The following is a 17,208-nucleotide window of genomic DNA, read 5'->3' on the forward strand; positions in this document are numbered from 1 at the left end:
GGGGTCTCGGGGGCGGAGCCCCTGAGTGGGGTCTGGGGCGAAGCCCCAGCAGGGTCCAGGGACGGAGTCCCTGGTGGGGTTCGGGGCGAAGCCCCAGCAGGGTCCAGGGACGGAGTCCCAGCGGGGGTGCGGGGGCGGAGCCCCCGGCCGGGACTAACGCCACACGCAGGGACGTGTCCAGCAAGGAACCTTCCGAACCCCCAGCCCGGCGGGCGCGGCTAGCCCAACATTCGCCGCGCCCGCCGGGCCACCAGTGCGGCGGTGTGTGGCCCGCCGCCCGGTGGTCACGCGACCGTGCACGCCGTCCCGTTGACGGTGAACGTGGTCGGCGGGTTGTTCGTGCCTGTCGCCACGCCGTTGAAGCCGGCGCTGACGTTGCCGCCGGTGGCGACGGCGCGGTTCCAGTCCAGTGCCGTCGCGGTGACGGCCGCGCCGGTCTGGCTCCAGGTGGCGTTCCAGCCGTTGGCGACGGTCTGCCCGTTGGCGTAGGAGTATCCGAGGGTCCAGTTCGTCCAGGCGGGCCCGTTGTTCGTGATCGTCACCGAGCCGGTGAAGCCGCCCGACCACTCGTTGACGACGCGGTACGCCACGGTGCACCCGCCGGTCGGCGTGTCGAGGGTGCGGACGGCGACGGTCGGCGAGGCCGCCGAGGTCTTGCCGGCCGCATCCCTTGCCACCACGTAGAACTGGTAGTTCGTGGCCGGGGTCAGGCCGGTCAGCGTCGCCGACGGCCCGGTGCTCGACGCGACCTTCACCGCCGGTGTCGCCACCCGGTAGACGTCGTACCCGGCGACCCCGACGTCGTCGGTGGACGGCGCCCAGGTCAGCGTCGCCGACGTGCCGGTCACGCTCGACGCCGACGGCGTGCCCGGCACGGTCGGGGGTGAGACGTCCGGCACCGCCGGTCCCGGCTCGACGCCCCAGATCCGCGTGGACCCCGAGTACAGCGGGATCCCCTGCACGGTCACGGGTGTGGTGCCCGGCGTCGTCGCGATCCCCTGGTACGAGGGGTCGTTCCCCGGATCCCAGGTCCCCGTGCTCGCGATCCGGAACTGCACCTCGGCCCGGCTTTGTGACTGCCCGCTCGGTGAGATCAGCTGCCGCGAGCAGTCGATCTCGACGTAGTAGGTCCGGCCGGAGTGCGCGTGCGGTCCGGTCGGCGCCGAACACTGGTTGTAGTTCGCCGAGACCGAGATCTGCGACGCCGTGGTGGAACCGTCGAGGGTGAAGTAGTAGCGGAACCTACCCGCCACCAGCACCCGCGCGGGCCAGGCGGAGCGGTTGACCACGAGGGTCTTGACCTCCGTGAAGGTCGAGCCCGCCGCGTTCACCGAGGCCTGCGTGTAGATCTCGGGCCCGTCAGGTGTCTCGGCGGCGGGGAAGCCCGCCAGGGGTGTTCCGCCGAACTCGTTGTACAGACGCGCGACGGCGCTGGTGAACCCGGCGTTGTAGTCGGTCGCGACCTCGTTCATCACGTAGTTGTCGCGCGAGTCGGTGTACTGGTCGTTGGCCGTCGAGGGCCCGCCGACCAGTGCCCCGTAGAGGATGTGGCGGGTCCCGGCGGGGTCGTTGATGTTGTCGCTCCACGAGCCGTGGGCGGTGCGGTGGTGCGGGTTCTTCGGCGGGTTGGCGCCGTAGCCGATGACGTAGGAGGAGTTCCTCGGGTTGTCGCCGAGGATGTAGTCGATCTGCCGGACCGCGAAGTCGTGATAGCGCGTCCTGCGGGTCGCGTCGCTGGTCCAGTCGGAGTAGACGAGGGCCGCGAAGGACGTGTTGGCCGCGTACCGCAGCGAACCCCACTGGTCCAGAACCGCCTGCCCGCCGGGGGAGTAGGGCACGCGCGAGCCGTTCACGCCGACGGTCCAGTAGTCGAGCCAGCGGTTGCTGTCGTCGACGTAGAGCTGCTTGCCGGTGAGTTTGGCCAGCAGTACGTAGGCGCCGTAGCTCTTGTCGTCCCAGGCGATCGTCCACTTGTAGGAGTGGATCGGCTGCTGTGGCTCGGTGCCCAGCCCGGCGTACTCGGCCTCGGCTTTGGCGAGGTAGCTAGCCTCGCCGGTCGCCCGGTGCAGCCAGATCGCGCCCCACACGAGCTCGTCCTGATAGCCGCTCCACGAGCGGTAGTAGCCGCCGGCGTCGGTGATGCAGTCGGAGTACCTGCCCCGGTAGGTGTCGGCGAAGGTGTAGAGCTGCCGCGCGTGGGTGAGCAATGTGGACGCGTAGGACGGATCGCTCGCCTTGAACACGATCGCGATCGCGGCGAGCGCCGCCGCGGTCTCACCGGCGAGGTCGCTGCCGGGGCAGCTCGCGTCGATCTTGTACGCGGGCCGCGACATCCGCATCGCCTCGGCCGGTCCCCACCAGCCGTGGTCGGCGCCGCCGTTGCCGACCTGTCCATAGAGGACGTTCGGCGAGGGGTGCGCCCGGACGAAGTAGTCGGCGACGAAGCGCAGGTTGTTCCGCAGGTGCGCGGCCTGACCGGCGCCGGTGTAGGCCTGCGGGTACTCCACGGCGCCCCACGCCAGCATCGTCGCCGAGAAGGCCATCGGCAGGCCGAACTTGACGTGGTCCCCGGCGTCGTACCAGCCGCCGGTGAGGTCGAGGCCGACGTCGGAGCCGTCCGACAGGCCCGAGTCACCGCGCCAGCCGACGCGGTTCCACGACGGCAGGTCGCCCGACTGCTGCGCCTCGTAGAAGAACAGTGACTTCTGCAGGACCTCGGCGTAGTTGTGATCACCGGCGGCCCGTGCCGGGGCGGTGCCGGTGGTGACGGACAGGAAGGTCGCCAGGAGCACGGCGGCCAGGAGCGCGGCCGTGCGCCGGATCGCTGTACCCACAGCGGACTCCTCGGGGGAGAGGGCGGGCGCGGCGGCTGGAGAGACGGGCGCCGCCGCGCCCTGGGAGGTGGCGGATCAGGTCAGGAGGAGGGGAACAGGCGCGCGTACTCGGCGAGGGCCACGGCGATGTCCGCCTGTGCCCAGAACCGGTGGTAGGTGAACTCGGGCACCTGGCCGGTGTCGAGGTAGTTCTCGACCTTCGACCACTGTGGATCCTGGTGGTACCAGGAGCGGATCGACTCGAAGGTCGAACCGGGCCCGATCGGGTCGCCGTTGGCCATGGTCCCGCTCCACCCGCTCGGGACGTAGAGTCCCTGCTGGTTCGACGACGACCACACGTCGTCGAAGCGGTTGTAGTCCTTGCGCTGCTCGGGAAGCGCGACGCCCAGCGGGTCGGAGTAGTTGTTCCACATGCCGTCCAGGAGCGCCTTGGCCATGTTCGCCGCCGCGGTGTTGCCCGACTCGGCCGCGTAGAACGACAGGGTCTTGGCGTAGGCCGCGGTGACGCCGACGTCCTGGGTCATCGCCGTGACGTTGACGTGCAGGTTGGCGTTGGTGCCCGGGTTGGCCGCGTTCCACTTGTCCGGGACACCTGTCCAGGTCAATGTGGACGGTACGGCGTAGGTGCCGTCGGCGTTGATGGTCGTCTTCGACATCGCCCACGTGACCCACTTGTCGAGGACCGTCTTGGCCTGCGCCTTGAGGGTCGCGTCCGTTGTGGCGTAGTAGAACTCGGCGACGCGTTCCATCGACCAGGCCTGCATGCCGAACCACTCGCTGCTCGGCGGGTCGTGGTAGACCGGCTGCCAGTCGAAGAACATCCCGTAGAAGGTGTTGGTGCGGACCTCGGCCGGGGGCGTGCCGTAGCGGCCGGCCCAGCTGTTGGTCGCGCCACCGGCGATGGCGCCTTCGGAGGTCTGGAGCCAGCGGTAGAACTCCAGCTGCCGCTTGAGACTGGCGGTCCAGTCGTTGACGGCGTTGGTGCCCGACTTCGGCTTGAGCTCCGGAACCGTCGACAGCGCCATGGCCGCCAGGGGGTTCTGGTACCCGAAGTGGTTGTAGCTCGACCCGATGCGCCAGGCCCAGCTGCCGTTCGTCGCGCCGCCCCACGAGTAGTACCAGGACAGCAGGTAGTGGGACGAGTCGCGGCCGGTGCCGGCCGGGCACGCGGTCGCGCCGACGCAGTCGCCGATCTTCTTGAAGTACTTGTCGAACATGGAGTACCGCAGGTAGTCGCCCATCTTGGCGGCCTTGCCGACGGTGGCGGAGATCGACGACTCCTTGCCCTGCTCCTTGGCCCATTCCAGCGCCCAGTACGCGGCCTGGACGGCACGCGCGTCGGCGTCGGGGGCGTTGGTGTAGCGCCACTGCTTGGCGTAGGTGGCGTCACCGGTGAACAGGTCGAGGAAGCCGTTGGGGCCGCCGTCGGTGAAGGTCTCGCAGGACGGGTGCGGCACGGTCTCCCACACCGACTCCTGCGGCCCGCGCTGGAAGGTGTTGATGTAGGCGGGACTGGTCGTGCCGTCGCCGCAACGCCCGTAGCCGTAACGGTTGTCGACGTCGAGCAGCCAGTGCATGCCGTAGATCTCGGAAGTGCCGTAGGCCGACTTGAGCTCGTTCATGAGCGGGTCGGAGCCGACGGCGACACCGTTGTCGAGCGGTGTCGGGTACTCGCTGGGCTGGTCGAACTCCGGCGCGTAGGTCGCCGGGTCGGCCGGGTTGTAGGTCGCCGCGCCGGGCTGGTCGGCCGCGCCGGGGATGATGTTCTTCTCCATCGAGGCCCAGGCCTCGTTGAAGCGCGTCCAGTCCTGCGTGACGCGGCCGTAGGACGCTTCGAGGAGCAGCCAGTAGCTGAAGGCCTCGGAGGTCGTGACGTGGCCGTAGTCGGGCGCCTCGACGATCAGCGTCTCCACCGAGTGGTACGGGATCGGCGGGCTGTGCGAGCTGAAGTAGCCGTTCGCCGGGTTCTTGATCTTCGCGTAGAGGTCGAGGAAGCGTTGCGCGTACTCGGCCTGGTCGTTGTCGAGTTCGGTCGCCTTGACCGTCGCGGCGGTGTGACCCGTCGCGGTGAAGGCGAAGTCGGCCGTGCCGTTGGTCCGGTCGGCGTCCTCGGCGGCCCGCAGCGTCACCGACTGGTTGGCGCTCCAGTTCGACGGCGTGAAGAGCAGCGAGGTGGGGGTCGCCGACAGGTCGGCGTCGCCCGCCGTGCGCGCGACCGCGACGGTGACGTTGCCCGACGGCTGCGCCGACAGGTGCGCGGCGACGGTCGCGGTGCCGCCTTCGGCCACGTTGGCCGCCGCGGGACTGACCACGATGGACGGTCCGGTGTTCGGGGTGACGGTGATGTCCACAGGGGACGAGGCGCCGGTGTTGCCGGCGTTGTCGGTGGCGCGGGCGACGAGCACGTGCGACCCGACGGGCGCGCCGGACCACGTCGCGGCGTAGGGCGCCGAGGTGTCGGTGCCGATCAGGGTGTTACCCGCGTAGAAGGAGACGCCGGTGACGGTGCCGTCGGCGTCGGCGGCGGTCGCCGCGATCGGGATCGCCTGCCCCGCCGTGAAAGTGGCGGCGTTCGCGGGCGAGGTGATCGCGACGGTGGGCGCGGTGCCGGCGCCGCCGCAGGAGGTCCCGTTGACCGAGAAGGCCGTGGGCTTGGGGTTCGCGGTTCCGAAGGTGCCCTGGAAGCCGATCGTGGCCGAGGCGCCGGTCGCGAGGTTGCGGTTCCAGTCGAGGGCGTCGGCGGTCACGTTCCGGCCGCTCTGCGCCCAGGTCGCGCTCCAGCCGTTGCTCATCCGCTGGGCCGCGTCGGGGAAGGTGTAGGCGAGCCGCCAGCCGTTCCAGGCGTCGCCCTTGTTGGTGATGGTGACCTCGGCGACGAAGCCGCCGGTCCACTGGTTGAGGATCTTGTAGTCGACCGCGCACGCGGGCGCGGCCTGTGCGGGGGCGGCCAGCGTCGTCGTGCCGAGGATGACGGCGACGGCCGCGATGATGTGCGTCCCGCGCCAGTGGCGGAACCGCGCCAGGCGCGCTAATAAACCGCGCCCGGCACGCTTTCGGGTACGTCTCACGGGACTGGGTTCCCTTCGCTCATCGGGGGATAGGCCGGACGGGCGCCCGCGGCGGCCGAAGCCGGTGCCGAGGGCCGACATGGACGCCCGTCCGTGTGGGAGCGCTCCCAGAAGAGTTTCAGATCGGTAACGGGACTGTCAAGGGCACGTGACTGCAAATCTCCGCCAACCGTGCCCCTCCATCAAAAGCACTGGTAACAAAGGGATCTATCACAGAAAGATAACGATCAAGCACTCGGGCTTTTGCGATCGCGTTTCTGCGGTCTACCTTGTTTGGGAGCGCTCCCACAGCACCTGAGATCCACTGACGCGTCCTCGGCCGACCCGCCGACGGCGCTGTTTCCCCTGCCCAGCAACGGATCGACAAAGGACGAAAAGCCATGCAGACCACATTCGGCCGCGGCCGGCGCGCACTGCTCGCCGCGACCCTGGCGGCGGTCGTCGCCGCCGGTGCCGTCGGGTGCTCCAGCGGAGATTCCGACGAGGACGCCGGCGGCGAGGTCACCCTCGTGCTCAACACCTTCGGTGGAGGCACCGCCTTCGCCTACGACGACGTCATTCCCGAGTTCGAGGCCGCCAACCCCGGCATCAAGGTCGACTACCGCATCGTGTCGGAGCGGTTCGACGACCAGTTCCGCCCGCAGCTGCTTCAGTGGCTGGAGGCCGGGAGCGGCGCCGGTGACGTCGTCGGCATCGAGGAACAGGGCATCGGCGAGCTGATGGCCCTCCCCGAGTACTGGACGGACCTGACCCAGTACGGCCTCGACGCCCGCAAGACCGACTTCCCGGAGTGGAAGTGGAATCTCGGCGTCGACGCCGACGGCAAGCTCGCCGCGCTCGGCACCGATGTCGGCGGCATGGCCATGTGCTATCGCAAGGACCTGTTCGAGAAGGCCGGTCTGCCGACCGACCGGGCCGAGGTCAGTGCCCTGTGGCCGACGTGGGAGGACTTCACGAAGGTCGGTGAGGGCTTCAAGGGCAAGGCCGGTGACGCCAAGTTCATCGACAGCCCGAACACCATCTACAACGTCCGGATGATCCAGGAGGCCGGCGCCGCCGACGGGCTGACCTACTTCGACCAGCAGGGCGGCTACATCCTCGACAAGACCCCGGCGGTCAGGACCGCCTTCGACTACGTGATGGAGCTCCAGAGCAAGGGCCTGCTCGCGGGCCTGCGCAACTGGAGCGACGAGTGGAACGCCGGGATGCTCTCCGGTGGGTTCGCGACCATCGGGTGCCCGTCGTGGATGCTCGGCGTGATTCAGGGCAACTCCGGTGAGGAGAACAAGGGGAACTGGGACGTGGCCTCGGTTCCCGGCGGCTCCGGCAACTGGGGCGGTTCGTGGCTCGGTGTCCCGACGCAGAGCGAGCACCCGGAGGAGGCGGCGAAGCTCGTCGAGTTCCTCACCGGCAAGCAGGGTCAGGTGGGCGCCTTCAAGAAGGGCGGCAACTTCCCCAGCTCGGTCTCCGGCGCCACCGACACCGAGGTCAAGGCCGCGGTGAACCCGTACTTCAGCGACGCCCCGACGGGTCAGATCTTCGGTGACTCGGTCGCGTCGTTCAAGCCGGTGTACTTCGGGAAGTACCACTCGGCGGTGCGTGCGGTCGTCGAGGAGGTGATCCTCGGGATCATCGAGGGGACCTACAGCGCCGACGAGGGCTGGGGCGAGTTCGTGAAGCAGGGCAAGCAGGTCGTCGACGAGATGGGCGGCTGACGCAGGCGGCCGCCCGGCCCGCCGTGACTTGACTCCGGCGGGCCGGGCGGTACCAGGTCCGTTCCCCTGCGAAAGGCACGAGTTTCCATGACCACCGCCGCCCCTTCCGTTCCCGCGGTGCCGAAGTCGGCCCGCCGTCGTCTGCTGCGCTTCGAACAGCGCGGCATGCCCTACGCCCTGATCTCGCCGTACTTCCTGCTGTTCGCGGTCTTCGGGTTGTTCCCGCTCGGTTTCACGCTCTGGGTGTCGCTGCATCGCTGGCGTCTGGCCGGGGAGAAGCAGTGGGTCGGGTTCGACAACTACTCGTTCCTGCTCACCAACGAGCGTTTCTGGAACGCGACCGGCAACACGCTCGGCATCTTCGTCATGTCGACGATTCCGCAACTGCTGCTGGCTTTGGCGATCGCGAGCGCGTTGAACAAGCGCATGCGTTTCCGCCTGGCGATCCGGCTGGGCATCCTGCTGCCGATGGTGACGTCGGTCGTCGCGGTCGCGGTGGTCTTCAGTCACCTGTACGGGACCGAGTTCGGCCTGTTCAACTGGGTTCTGGACCTGTTCGGTGTGGACAACGTCAACTGGCGGGCCGACAAGCTGCCGTCGTGGTTCGCGATCTCGTCGATGATCGACTGGCGCTGGACGGGCTATAACGCGATCATCTTCCTTGCGGCGATGCAGACGATTCCGCGTGACCTGTACGAGGCCGCGGCGATCGACGGCGCTTCGCCGCGAAGGCAGTTCTGGCAGATCACGGTGCCGCAGTTGCGTCCGATCATCATCTTCACCGTCTTCGTGTCGACGATGGGCGGCCTCACGCTGTTCGCCGAGCCGACGATGTTCGGTTCGGGTCTGTACGGGGGCGGGACGGCCGGGCAGTTCCAGACGGTGGCGATGTACATCGTGCAGGCGTTCCGGCAGCGCAACAACTATGGGCTCGCGGCGGCCGCGGCGTGGTTGTTGTTCTTGATGATTTTGATCGTGGCGCTCATCAACTACCTGTTCGTCAACCGCATCCGGGGGTCGCGATGAGTGTCGTGACACGGCAGGGGACCGCCGTGCGCGGCCGGGCCGCGACCTGGATCGGTCCGCGGTTGATGGCCGGCGGGAGCCGGTCCCCTTCCCCGGAGGTGACGCTCCGGCGGCCGGCTCCCGGTGGTCTCCCCGCGCGCGACGGCGACGGAGCGGCCGCTGCGCTGCCGCCGCGCGCGGGATCGGCGTCTCGTCTGCCCGGGCCGCCCGGGAGCCCGCAAGCGCAGGCCGCGTCCTCCGCCGACGACGCACGCGGGGAACCCGCCACCGGCGAGGCACCCACGCCGGGGACCCGGCATCGCCGAAGCACCAACCCCGGGACCCGTCCTCAACTGACCACGCACGCGGGGAACCCGCCACCGGCGGCGGGTCGCAGCCCGATCCCCTACCTCTCAGGCGGTTTCGTTCGCGCCGCCAAGACCAGCAGAGCACCGGGGGCGGGCCGCAGCCCGATCCCCTACCTCTCAGGCGGTTTCGTTCGCGCCGCCAAGACCAGCAGAGCACCGGGGGCGGGCCGCAGCCCGATCCCCTACCTCTCAGGCGGTTTCGTTCGCGCCGCCAAGACCAGCAGAGCACCGGCGGCGGGCCGAGCCCGATCCCATACCCCTCAGGCGGTTTCGTTCGCGCCGCCCCAAAAAGTAGAGAGCCCACGATGACCAGCACGACCGTGAGCCGCCCGGCGGGCGGCCCGCCCACGAGTCCCGCGCGGACGCCTTCGGACGCGGAGCGTTTCCGGCGTGGCGGCGCCACCCGTCACCTCTGGAAGGCTTCGGCGCTGACCCGGATCGCGCTGGGTGCGGCGATCATCTTGTCGGCGATGCCGTTGTACTGGATGGTCGTGATCGCGTCGCGGACGGCTTCGGACGCCGTCGCGGTGCCGCCGAAGTTGTTGCCGGGCGGGAATCTCTTCGCGAACTTCGGCCGTGCCTTCGCCGACGAGAACGCCTATTTCCTGCAGGGTCTGACGAACTCCTTCATCATCTCCACGACCGTCACGGTCTCGGTCGTGCTGATCTCGACGATGGCGGGTTTCGCGTTCGCGAAGCTGCGTTTCCGGGGTGCGAAGGTGCTGCTGGTGTCCATCCTCATCACGATGATGGTGCCGTTGCAGCAGATCGGCGTCGTCCCGTTGTACGTGATGATGGTCGAGCTCGACTGGGTGAACACGCTGCAGGCGGTGATCCTTCCGTTCCTGGTCAACGGTTTCGGCATCTTCCTGATGCGGCAGTACACCGAGCAGGCCGTGCCCGACGAGCTGGTGGAGTCGGCGCGCATGGACGGCGCTTCGACGTGGCGCGTCTACTGGAGCATCGTGCTCCCGGCGGTGCGGCCCGGCATGGCGGTGCTGGCGCTGTTGACGTTCATGCAGAACTGGAACGAGTTCCTCTGGCCGCTGATGATCCTGCAACCGGACAACCCGAGCGTGCAGGTCGCGATCCGCGGCCTGACCACGAATTACGGCGAGGACTACTCGATGGTGTTCGCCGGGACTTTGCTGTCCATCGTCCCACTGATCATCATCTTCATAGCGTTCGGCCGACAGATCATCGGCGGACTCATGGAAGGGGCAGTCAAGGCATGAACTCTCACCACCGGCAGGTCTTCCCGGCCGACTTCGTCTGGGGCGCGGCGACGTCCGCGTACCAGATCGAGGGCTCGACCACCGCCGACGGGCGCGGACAGTCCATTTGGGACAGGTTCGCCGCCACGCCGGGGCGGGTCGTGGACGGCACGAACGGCGACGTCGCCACCGACTCCTATCGGCGGATGCCCGAGGACGTCGCGCTGATGCGCGAGCTCGGGTTGACCGCCTACCGTTTCTCGGTGTCGTGGCCGCGGGTGCAGCCCGACGGCGCCGGGAAGTTCAATCAGGCGGGTCTCGACTACTACGGGCGTCTCGTCGACGAGCTGCTCGGGGCCGGTATCGACCCCTGGATAACGTTGTATCACTGGGATCTCCCGCAGGCCCTTGAGGACGACGGAGGCTGGCCGGAGCGGGACACGGCATATCGTTTCGCCGAGTACGCGGCCACCGTCCACGGAGCTCTCGGCGACCGCGTGTCGCGCTGGATCACCGTGAACGAACCCTGGTGCGCGGCCTTCCTCGGCTACGCCTCGGGCGAGCACGCGCCCGGCAGGCGTGATCCGGGCGATTCGATCCGCGCGGCCCACCACCTCATGCTCGGTCACGGGCTGGCGGTGCAGGCCTTGCGGGACAACGGCGGGGACACCAAAATCGCCGTCGGGCTCAACTTCTATCCGGTGCACGCCGTGTCGGAGGATCCGTCCGATGTGGACGCCGCCCGCCGCATCGACGGTCTGCAGAACCGCTTCTTCACCGAGGCGGCGCTGCGCGGGGCCTACCCGGCCGACGTCCTCGACGACCTGTCGGCGGTCGTCGACCTGGGCTTCATCCGCGACGGCGACCTCACCGAGATCCACCAGCCCGTCGACGCGCTCTGCGTCAACTACTACAGCAGCTTCACCGTCACCGGTCGCGGCAACGGCCGGGCCTCGGCGGCGGCGGCGCCGACCGGCGCGGGCTCTCCGTGGCCGGGCAGTGGTCACGTCGCCTTCGAGGTCGGCGGCCTCCCCGTCACCGGCATGGGCTGGGAGATCGACGCCGACGGTTTGCGCACGACCCTGGAGCGGCTCAGCGAGGAATACCCGGGACTCCCGCTGGTCGTTTCCGAGAACGGCGCCGCCTTCGACGACGCCCCCGCCAACGGCGGCGGCAACGGCGTCGAGGTCGCCGACCCCGACCGCCGCGAGTACTTCGAGATCCATCTGCGGGCCTGCGCGGAGGCGATCACGGCGGGGGTGCCGCTCGCCGGGTACTTCGCCTGGTCGCTGATGGACAACTTCGAGTGGGCGTGGGGGTACACCAAGCGTTTCGGGCTCGTGCACGTCGACTTCGAGACGCAGCGGCGGACGGTCAAGGAGAGCGGGCGCTGGTACGCCGACTGGATCCGTGCCGGGATCGGTCGGAAAGCCGACAGCGATTCGAGACTTTCGATAGATTGACCCTTGACCAGCACGTACCTGACTTCGGGGGGAGACGAAGTGAGCGGACGTGTATGGGCAGCCATTTGCGCACTGGCACTGCTGGTGGCGGGGATCTTGACCGTGCTCGCGATGCCGGCTGACGCCGCTGGCCCCATCCCACAGATGAACTGGCTGGACCAACCCTGAGATAGCGCGAAGGAGCCCCGGCGTCAGCCGGGGCTCCTGCTCAGTTCGCGTCTGACGCCGGCCACGTAGAACCCGGCCAGCACGGCGACCACGACGCCCGCCGCCCACGGGAACCACCCGCCGGGCCGCGTCGCACCGGCGGCCGTGGGGGCCGCCCAGCCCTCGGGATCGACGATGATCTCGACGCGATCGCCCGGCCCGTACGGCTCCTCGAACCGGATGGTGTCGCGCACCTCGCGGCCTTCCGCGTCGACGACCCGCACCAGGTACCCGCTCCCCTTGGTGCCCTGGCCGACGTACTCCGTCACCGTCGCCGTCCGCACCTCCCCGCGCAGGTCGAGCAGGTAACCCGACAGCCCGAAGCCGAGCATGATGGCGACGACGACGGTCGCGATCATCGGCGCGACGACGAGCATCGACTCGAACGGCCAGTACAGGAGGTAGACGGCGCCGAGCGGCAGCGCGATTCCGGCGATGATCATCGGGAACTGGAGCCACACACTGGGGATCCACGCAGACATCGACACCGTGGCCAACCCCAGCCCGGCGGCCAGCGCGGCAAGGACCGCCGCGAGGTGGAGGCAGGGCTTCATGTGCGAACGGTAGTGGATGGGCGCTGGTGTCCGGATCGTTCACCACGGAGGGAATCCGCGCCGGTTTTCGCCCCCGGTGTCACCGTCGTGCCCGGCCGTCCCAAGGCTCCGGTTGGCGGACGATCACGATCACGTTTAACGTACTGGCAGTCGCGCCCCGGTGTCCCGGCGGCGGGCACGCGGCACAATGAGAGCCACAGCGCGAGGAGACGCCCATGCTTGACGACAACGGCCACCGGCCCACATTGGACACTGTGGCCGCGCGCGCCGGGGTCGGGCGGGGGACCGTCTCACGGGTCATCAACGGTTCGCCGAAGGTCAGCGAACAGGCGCGCGAGGCCGTCCTCAAGGCGATCCGCGAGCTCGGCTACGTGCCGAACCAGGCGGCGCGCTCGCTGGTCCGGCGGCGCACCGACACCGTCGCGCTGGTCGTCTCCGAGACCGAGGAGCGGCTGTGGGGCGAGCCCTTCTTCGCCTCGATCATCCGCGGGATCAGCAAGGGGCTGGTCGACACCGGCCTTCAGCTGCTGCTGACGCTGTCGCACTCGCGGGCCGAGCACGCGCAGCTGGAGCGGTACCTCGCCGAGCGGCACGTCGACGGGCTGCTGCTGGTGTCCGTGCACGGCGACGACCCTTTCTCGCAGAACATGGAGCAGCTCCAGCTGCCCATCGTCCTGTGCGGTGTCCCGACCGGCGCCCGCCCGCTGTCCTATGTGGACGCCGACAATCGCGGCGGTGCCCGGCAGGCCGTCGAATACCTGGTGGGCAAGGGAAGGCGCAAGATCGCCACCATCGCCGGACCGCAGGACATGCAGGTCGGCGCCGACCGCCTTGCCGGTTACCGGGACAGCCTGCGCGCCGCCGACCTCCCCGACGACCCGAGCCTCATCGTCTACGGGGACTTCAGCGAGGTCAGCGGCATGGCCCGCACCCGCGAACTACTGGAACGCCACCCCGACCTCGACGCGGTCTTCACCGCCTCCGACCCGATGGCCTTCGGCGCCATGCGCGTCCTGCGCGACGCCGGGCTCCGCGTCCCCGAGGACGTGGCCGTCGTCGGCTTCGACGACTCGCCCACCTCGGCGCAGACCGACCCGCCGCTCACCACGGTCCACCAGCCCGTCGAGGCCATGGGCCGCGAGATGGCGCGCCTGCTGGCGGCCCGCATCCGTGGCGAGCAGCCGGATCCACCGGTGACGATCCTGAGCACGAAGCTCGTGGTGCGCGACTCGGCGTGAAGATCCGCTGCGGCTGCGGGGCACTGCTTCCCGACGGCACCGACCGCGTTCCGTACAAGGCGCGCGTACTGCCCGACCAGGACTGGGAGGACGTCGCACACCCTCGCTCGGCCGAGGCCGCCTCGGCGGTGCTTCGCCGCGCGGCGGACGTCTACCAGTGCCAGGACTGCGGGCGGCTGCTGTTCGCCGGAGCCGACGGCCTCGTGCACCGCTTCGCGCCGGAGAAGCCCGACGTGCCGCGCGACCTGCTGCGATCCGTGCACGGCGAGGCCTGGCAGGGATCGCTGCGAGGCTCCTGGCGGTCGGGGAAGGGCGAGCTGTGGTGGGAGGCCGGTGTCGAGCCCGACTCCGGCTGGGAGGACGTCGCCGAGCTCGCCGAGCTGCGCCGCCGCTACCACGAGGTCTTCGCCGAGCGGTTCGGGCGCGGGGTACTGCGCGATGCCTTCCTGCGCGTGGACGGTGTGATCGAACACGAATGGCAGGACGCCGACGGGGACTCGCCGGCGCCCTGATCGCGGTCAGTCGGCCAGCGCCGATGCCGGTTTCCGGGTGGGCGCGGGCCTGCGCGCCGCGGCCAGTCCGGCGCACGCCGCCGCGACGGCGAGGGCCGCGCTGACGGCGAGCGCGGCGGAGAAGCCGTCGGTGAACCCCGCCGGTGAGGTCAGGGATCCGTTCGCGGTGAAGGCCGCGACGAGGGCCGCGACGCCGAAGGCGCCGCCGAGTTGCCGGAGGGTGCTGTAGGCACCGGAGGCCTTGCCCATGTCGGGGGGTCCGACGGAGCCGAGCACCGCGCTCTGTGTCGCCGGGATCGCCGCCGCCACACCGGTTCCGGACAGGATCAGCGGTATGGCCAGGTGCCAGTAGCCGAGGCCGGGCGCGGCGATCGCGGCGATCCACAGCATCGAGGCGCCGTGCAGGAGCATGCCGCCGACGATGAACGGCCGCTCGCCGAAGCGGGGGATGAGCGCGCCGGCGAGTCGCGGTACGAGGATCGTCATGGCGCCCCAGGGGACCAGCTGGAGACCGGCCAGCAGTGGCCGCGAGCCGAGTCCGGACTGGAAGAACTGGGCCATGTAGTAGATCGCGCCCATGGTCGAGGCGCCCAGCAGCGAGATCGCGGCGTTTCCGGCGCTGAAGGGGCGGGATGCGAACAGCCGCAGGGGAAGCATGGGCGCCGCCGAGCGCCGTTCGACGAGCACGAAGGCGACGGCGAGGATCGTGCCGAGGGCCAGGACGGGCGCGTTGAGCGGGGACAGCCCGTAGACGAGCGCGCATGCCGCGCCCGCGCCGAGGACGAGGCCGGGGACGTCGGGTCGTGCCGAGGCCCGTGGCGTCTCGGGGATCCGGCGCAGCGCGAAGAGGAGGACGGCGACGACGGGGACGTTGAGCCAGAACACGAGTTGCCAGGTGCCGGCGTCGACGACCAGGCCGCCGAGCAGCGGACCGGCGGGGACGGACGCGCCGACGACGGCGGTGAAGGCGCCGAGCGCGCGGGCCCTCCGCTCGGGTGGGACGGACGCGCCGAGCAGCGCCATGGCCAGCGGCATGACCGCCGCCGCGCCCGCGCCCTGCACGGCACGCGCGGCGATGAGCGTCGGAAGGTCCTGTGCCAGCGCGCATCCCGCCGACGCGAGGGCGAAGAGACCGAGGCCGATGCCGAAGACGCGACGGCGGCCGAAGCGGTCGCCGAGCGCGGCGGCGGTGAGCATGAGGACGGCGAAGGAGAGCGTGTAGGCGTTGACGGTCCATTCGAGCTGTTCGCCGGAGACGCCGAGGTCGGCGCGGATCGCGGTGAGCGCGGTGGCGACCACCGTCGAGTCGAGCCCGACGAGCAACGCGGCGACGGAGGCGACGCCGAGCACGCGACGGGCGTGGGAATTCTGGGTCATGGAGGGTTGGACACCGGTCGCGCTGGAAAGGGACCGGTCCGTTTCCGGGGCCGGCGGTGTCAGTATCGGTGACGAAGGGAGTCCTCGTGTCCGTCCTGCCCCGTACCGAATCCGCTTTCGCCGAGCTCGTGGAGCCGTTTCGGCGAGAGCTGCATCTGCATTGCTACCGGATCGTCGGGTCCCTCGCCGACGCCGACGATCTGGTGCAGGAGACGTTCCTCGCCGCGTGGCGGGGGTTGGGGGAGTTCGAGGGGAGGTCTTCGGTGCGGACGTGGCTGTATCGGATCGCGACGAACAGGTGCCTGAACGCGCTGCGCGCGGTGTCGCGCAGGCCGGAGCAGGCCCCGAAGCTGCTGGAGCCGACGCGAATGGGGGAGCCGGTGTGGTTGCAGCCCTATCCCGACGCGATGCTGGATCCGGTGACGGGGCCCGAGGCCAGGTACGAGGAGCGCGAGTCGATCGGGCTGGCGTTCACCGTACTGCTGCAGCTGCTCCCGGCGCGGCAACGAGCCGCGGTCGTGCTGGTCGACGTGCTGGGCTTCCGCCTCGCCGAGGCCGCCGAGATGCTCGACTCGACGGCGGTGGCGGTGAAGGGCATGCTGGCCCGCGCGAGGTCCACATTGGACGCGCAACGGGACGTCCCGCCGCAGGCGGGCGGTGCCCGGGAACGTGAGGTCGCGGGCCTGTTCGCCGCCGCCCTCGCCGAGGGTGACACCGACGCGATCGTTTCGCTGCTCACCGACGACGCCTGGCTGACGATGCCGCCGCTGCCGCACGAGTACTACGGCCCGGTCGCCATCGGGGAGTTCCTCCGGGACCGTGCGCTGGCGCGGGGTGTGGCGCTGCGGCCGGTGCCGACGCGCGCGAACGGCCAGCCGGCATTCGGTTGCTACCTGCCGACGACGGACGGGATCGCGCGGCCCGCGGGGATCATGGTGCTGACGGTCGTGGAGGCGGGCGTCGCGGCGATCACGTGGTTCCACGACACGTCGGTGTTCCCTTACTTCGGGCTGCCGCGGTGGGTGTGAGGGGTGGGCGTGGGCGAGCCTCGCCGACGCCGGGAACCTGGCACCGGCGGCGGGCCGAGCCCGATCCCCTGCCCCTCAGGCGGTTTCGTTCGCGCCGCTCGAACCGGCAGAGCCACCCAAACCGGCAGGACCCCCGAATCCCCCCAAACAGAACTCGTTCCCTTCCGGGTCCGCGAGCGTCGTGTGCCCGTCGTACACGGCGAGGATCGTCGCGCCCAGGCCGGTGAGGCGTTCGCGTTCGGCTTCGATGTCGTCGGCGCCAAGGTCGAGGTGGACGCGGTTCTTCACGGTCCGGTGTTCGGGGACGAGTTGGAAGAACATCCGGGGGCGGCCGCCGCCGACGGGTTCGACGAGGACGGTGGGGTCGTCTTCGGTGTCGAGGATTCCCTTGGCGCGGAGGCGTTCGCGTTCGGCTTCGTCGTAGGGGGCGACACGGTATCCGTCGAGGGCCTCGGCCCAGAATCTGGCGAGCGAGGCGGGGTGCGCGCAGTCGAAGATGACATCCTGGATCCAAGCCATCGGCCCATTCTCCGCTGTGGAGGGGCTTGTTGTCACCGCGTTTCGTGTCTGGAGCCGCCGTGTCGCCGACGTTCCAACTCCCCGCCGCCCCGATCCGGCGCTGACC

At 69.9% G+C, this 17,208-nt stretch carries 12 protein-coding genes; 7 read left to right on the forward strand and 5 right to left on the reverse strand.

Annotated features, from left to right (window positions below):
• Positions 1-284: 284 nt before the first annotated feature.
• Both HNR73_RS35010 and HNR73_RS35015 read right to left on the reverse strand, forming a co-directional pair.
• Complete coding sequence (locus tag HNR73_RS35010) at positions 285-2,834, reverse strand: glycoside hydrolase family 9 protein (protein WP_184792348.1); 2,550 nt, start codon at positions 2,832-2,834, stop codon at positions 285-287.
• Between the two features lie 80 nt (positions 2,835-2,914).
• Positions 2,915-5,857, reverse strand: coding sequence for a glycoside hydrolase family 48 protein (locus HNR73_RS35015; protein WP_260337648.1), 2,943 nt, complete (start codon positions 5,855-5,857; stop codon positions 2,915-2,917).
• Positions 5,858-6,282: 425 nt separating this feature from the next.
• On the opposite strand from HNR73_RS35015, the gene HNR73_RS35020 reads away from it, so the two are divergent.
• The 4 genes from HNR73_RS35020 to HNR73_RS35035 all read left to right on the forward strand — a co-directional run bounded on the left by HNR73_RS35020 (position 6,283) and on the right by HNR73_RS35035 (position 11,667).
• Positions 6,283-7,617 carry an ABC transporter substrate-binding protein gene (locus HNR73_RS35020; protein WP_184792350.1) on the forward strand — a complete coding sequence of 445 codons (1,335 nt, stop codon included), beginning with the start codon at positions 6,283-6,285 and terminating at the stop codon, positions 7,615-7,617.
• 87 nt (positions 7,618-7,704) lie between these two features.
• On the forward strand, positions 7,705-8,643 hold the full coding sequence (locus HNR73_RS35025) for a carbohydrate ABC transporter permease (protein WP_184792351.1): 939 nt from the start codon (positions 7,705-7,707) through the stop codon (positions 8,641-8,643).
• 817 nt (positions 8,644-9,460) lie between these two features.
• Positions 9,461-10,225: a carbohydrate ABC transporter permease gene (locus tag HNR73_RS35030; protein WP_239122309.1), complete on the forward strand. Its 765-nt coding sequence runs from the start codon at positions 9,461-9,463 to the stop codon at positions 10,223-10,225.
• Positions 10,222-11,667 (forward strand): GH1 family beta-glucosidase, encoded by a 1,446-nt coding sequence (locus tag HNR73_RS35035; protein ID WP_184792353.1) that lies wholly within the window; start codon positions 10,222-10,224, stop codon positions 11,665-11,667. The genes HNR73_RS35030 and HNR73_RS35035 overlap by 4 nt, the downstream gene beginning before the upstream one ends.
• A gap of 191 nt (positions 11,668-11,858) precedes the next feature.
• On the opposite strand, the gene HNR73_RS35040 is transcribed toward HNR73_RS35035, so the two are convergent.
• The gene (locus tag HNR73_RS35040; RefSeq protein ID WP_184792354.1) at positions 11,859-12,428 is read right to left on the reverse strand and encodes a hypothetical protein; all 570 of its coding nucleotides are present in this window, start codon (positions 12,426-12,428) and stop codon (positions 11,859-11,861) included.
• Between the two features lie 215 nt (positions 12,429-12,643).
• On the opposite strand from HNR73_RS35040, the gene HNR73_RS35045 reads away from it, so the two are divergent.
• Positions 12,644-13,666: a LacI family DNA-binding transcriptional regulator gene (locus tag HNR73_RS35045; RefSeq protein ID WP_184792355.1), complete on the forward strand. Its 1,023-nt coding sequence runs from the start codon at positions 12,644-12,646 to the stop codon at positions 13,664-13,666.
• Positions 13,663-14,178, forward strand: a complete 516-nt coding sequence (locus HNR73_RS35050; RefSeq protein ID WP_184792356.1) for a DUF8617 domain-containing protein — start codon at positions 13,663-13,665, stop codon at positions 14,176-14,178. Before HNR73_RS35045 ends, HNR73_RS35050 begins: the two co-directional genes overlap by 4 nt.
• Before the next feature lie 6 nt (positions 14,179-14,184).
• On the opposite strand, the gene HNR73_RS35055 is transcribed toward HNR73_RS35050, so the two are convergent.
• On the reverse strand, positions 14,185-15,555 hold the full coding sequence (locus HNR73_RS35055) for an MFS transporter (protein ID WP_184792357.1): 1,371 nt from the start codon (positions 15,553-15,555) through the stop codon (positions 14,185-14,187).
• 86 nt (positions 15,556-15,641) lie between these two features.
• Here HNR73_RS35055 and HNR73_RS35060 point away from each other — a divergent pair, with 86 nt between their 5' ends.
• Positions 15,642-16,583, forward strand: a complete 942-nt coding sequence (locus tag HNR73_RS35060; protein WP_184792358.1) for an RNA polymerase subunit sigma-70 — start codon at positions 15,642-15,644, stop codon at positions 16,581-16,583.
• Positions 16,584-16,658: 75 nt separating this feature from the next.
• Here HNR73_RS35060 and HNR73_RS35065 read toward each other — a convergent pair whose 3' ends face one another.
• Positions 16,659-17,102 carry a VOC family protein gene (locus tag HNR73_RS35065; RefSeq protein ID WP_184792359.1) on the reverse strand — a complete coding sequence of 148 codons (444 nt, stop codon included), beginning with the start codon at positions 17,100-17,102 and terminating at the stop codon, positions 16,659-16,661.
• Positions 17,103-17,208 lie beyond the last annotated feature (106 nt).

This window comes from Phytomonospora endophytica, from assembly GCF_014202425.1.
In the GTDB taxonomy this organism is placed as follows: domain Bacteria; phylum Actinomycetota; class Actinomycetes; order Mycobacteriales; family Micromonosporaceae; genus Phytomonospora; species Phytomonospora endophytica.

Bases quoted from the DNA above. Each gene is read 5' to 3' on its own strand.
- HNR73_RS35020 (WP_184792350.1), top strand. From the start codon at position 6,283: ATGCAGACCACATTCGGCCGCGGCCGGCGCGCACTGCTCGCCGCGACC.
- HNR73_RS35025 (WP_184792351.1), top strand. From the start codon at position 7,705: ATGACCACCGCCGCCCCTTCCGTTCCCGCGGTGCCGAAGTCGGCCCGC.
- HNR73_RS35030 (WP_239122309.1), top strand. From the start codon at position 9,461: ATGCCGTTGTACTGGATGGTCGTGATCGCGTCGCGGACGGCTTCGGAC.
- HNR73_RS35035 (WP_184792353.1), top strand. From the start codon at position 10,222: ATGAACTCTCACCACCGGCAGGTCTTCCCGGCCGACTTCGTCTGGGGC.
- HNR73_RS35040 (WP_184792354.1), bottom strand. From the start codon at position 12,428: ATGAAGCCCTGCCTCCACCTCGCGGCGGTCCTTGCCGCGCTGGCCGCC.
- HNR73_RS35045 (WP_184792355.1), top strand. From the start codon at position 12,644: ATGCTTGACGACAACGGCCACCGGCCCACATTGGACACTGTGGCCGCG.
- HNR73_RS35055 (WP_184792357.1), bottom strand. From the start codon at position 15,555: ATGACCCAGAATTCCCACGCCCGTCGCGTGCTCGGCGTCGCCTCCGTC.
- HNR73_RS35065 (WP_184792359.1), bottom strand. From the start codon at position 17,102: ATGGCTTGGATCCAGGATGTCATCTTCGACTGCGCGCACCCCGCCTCG.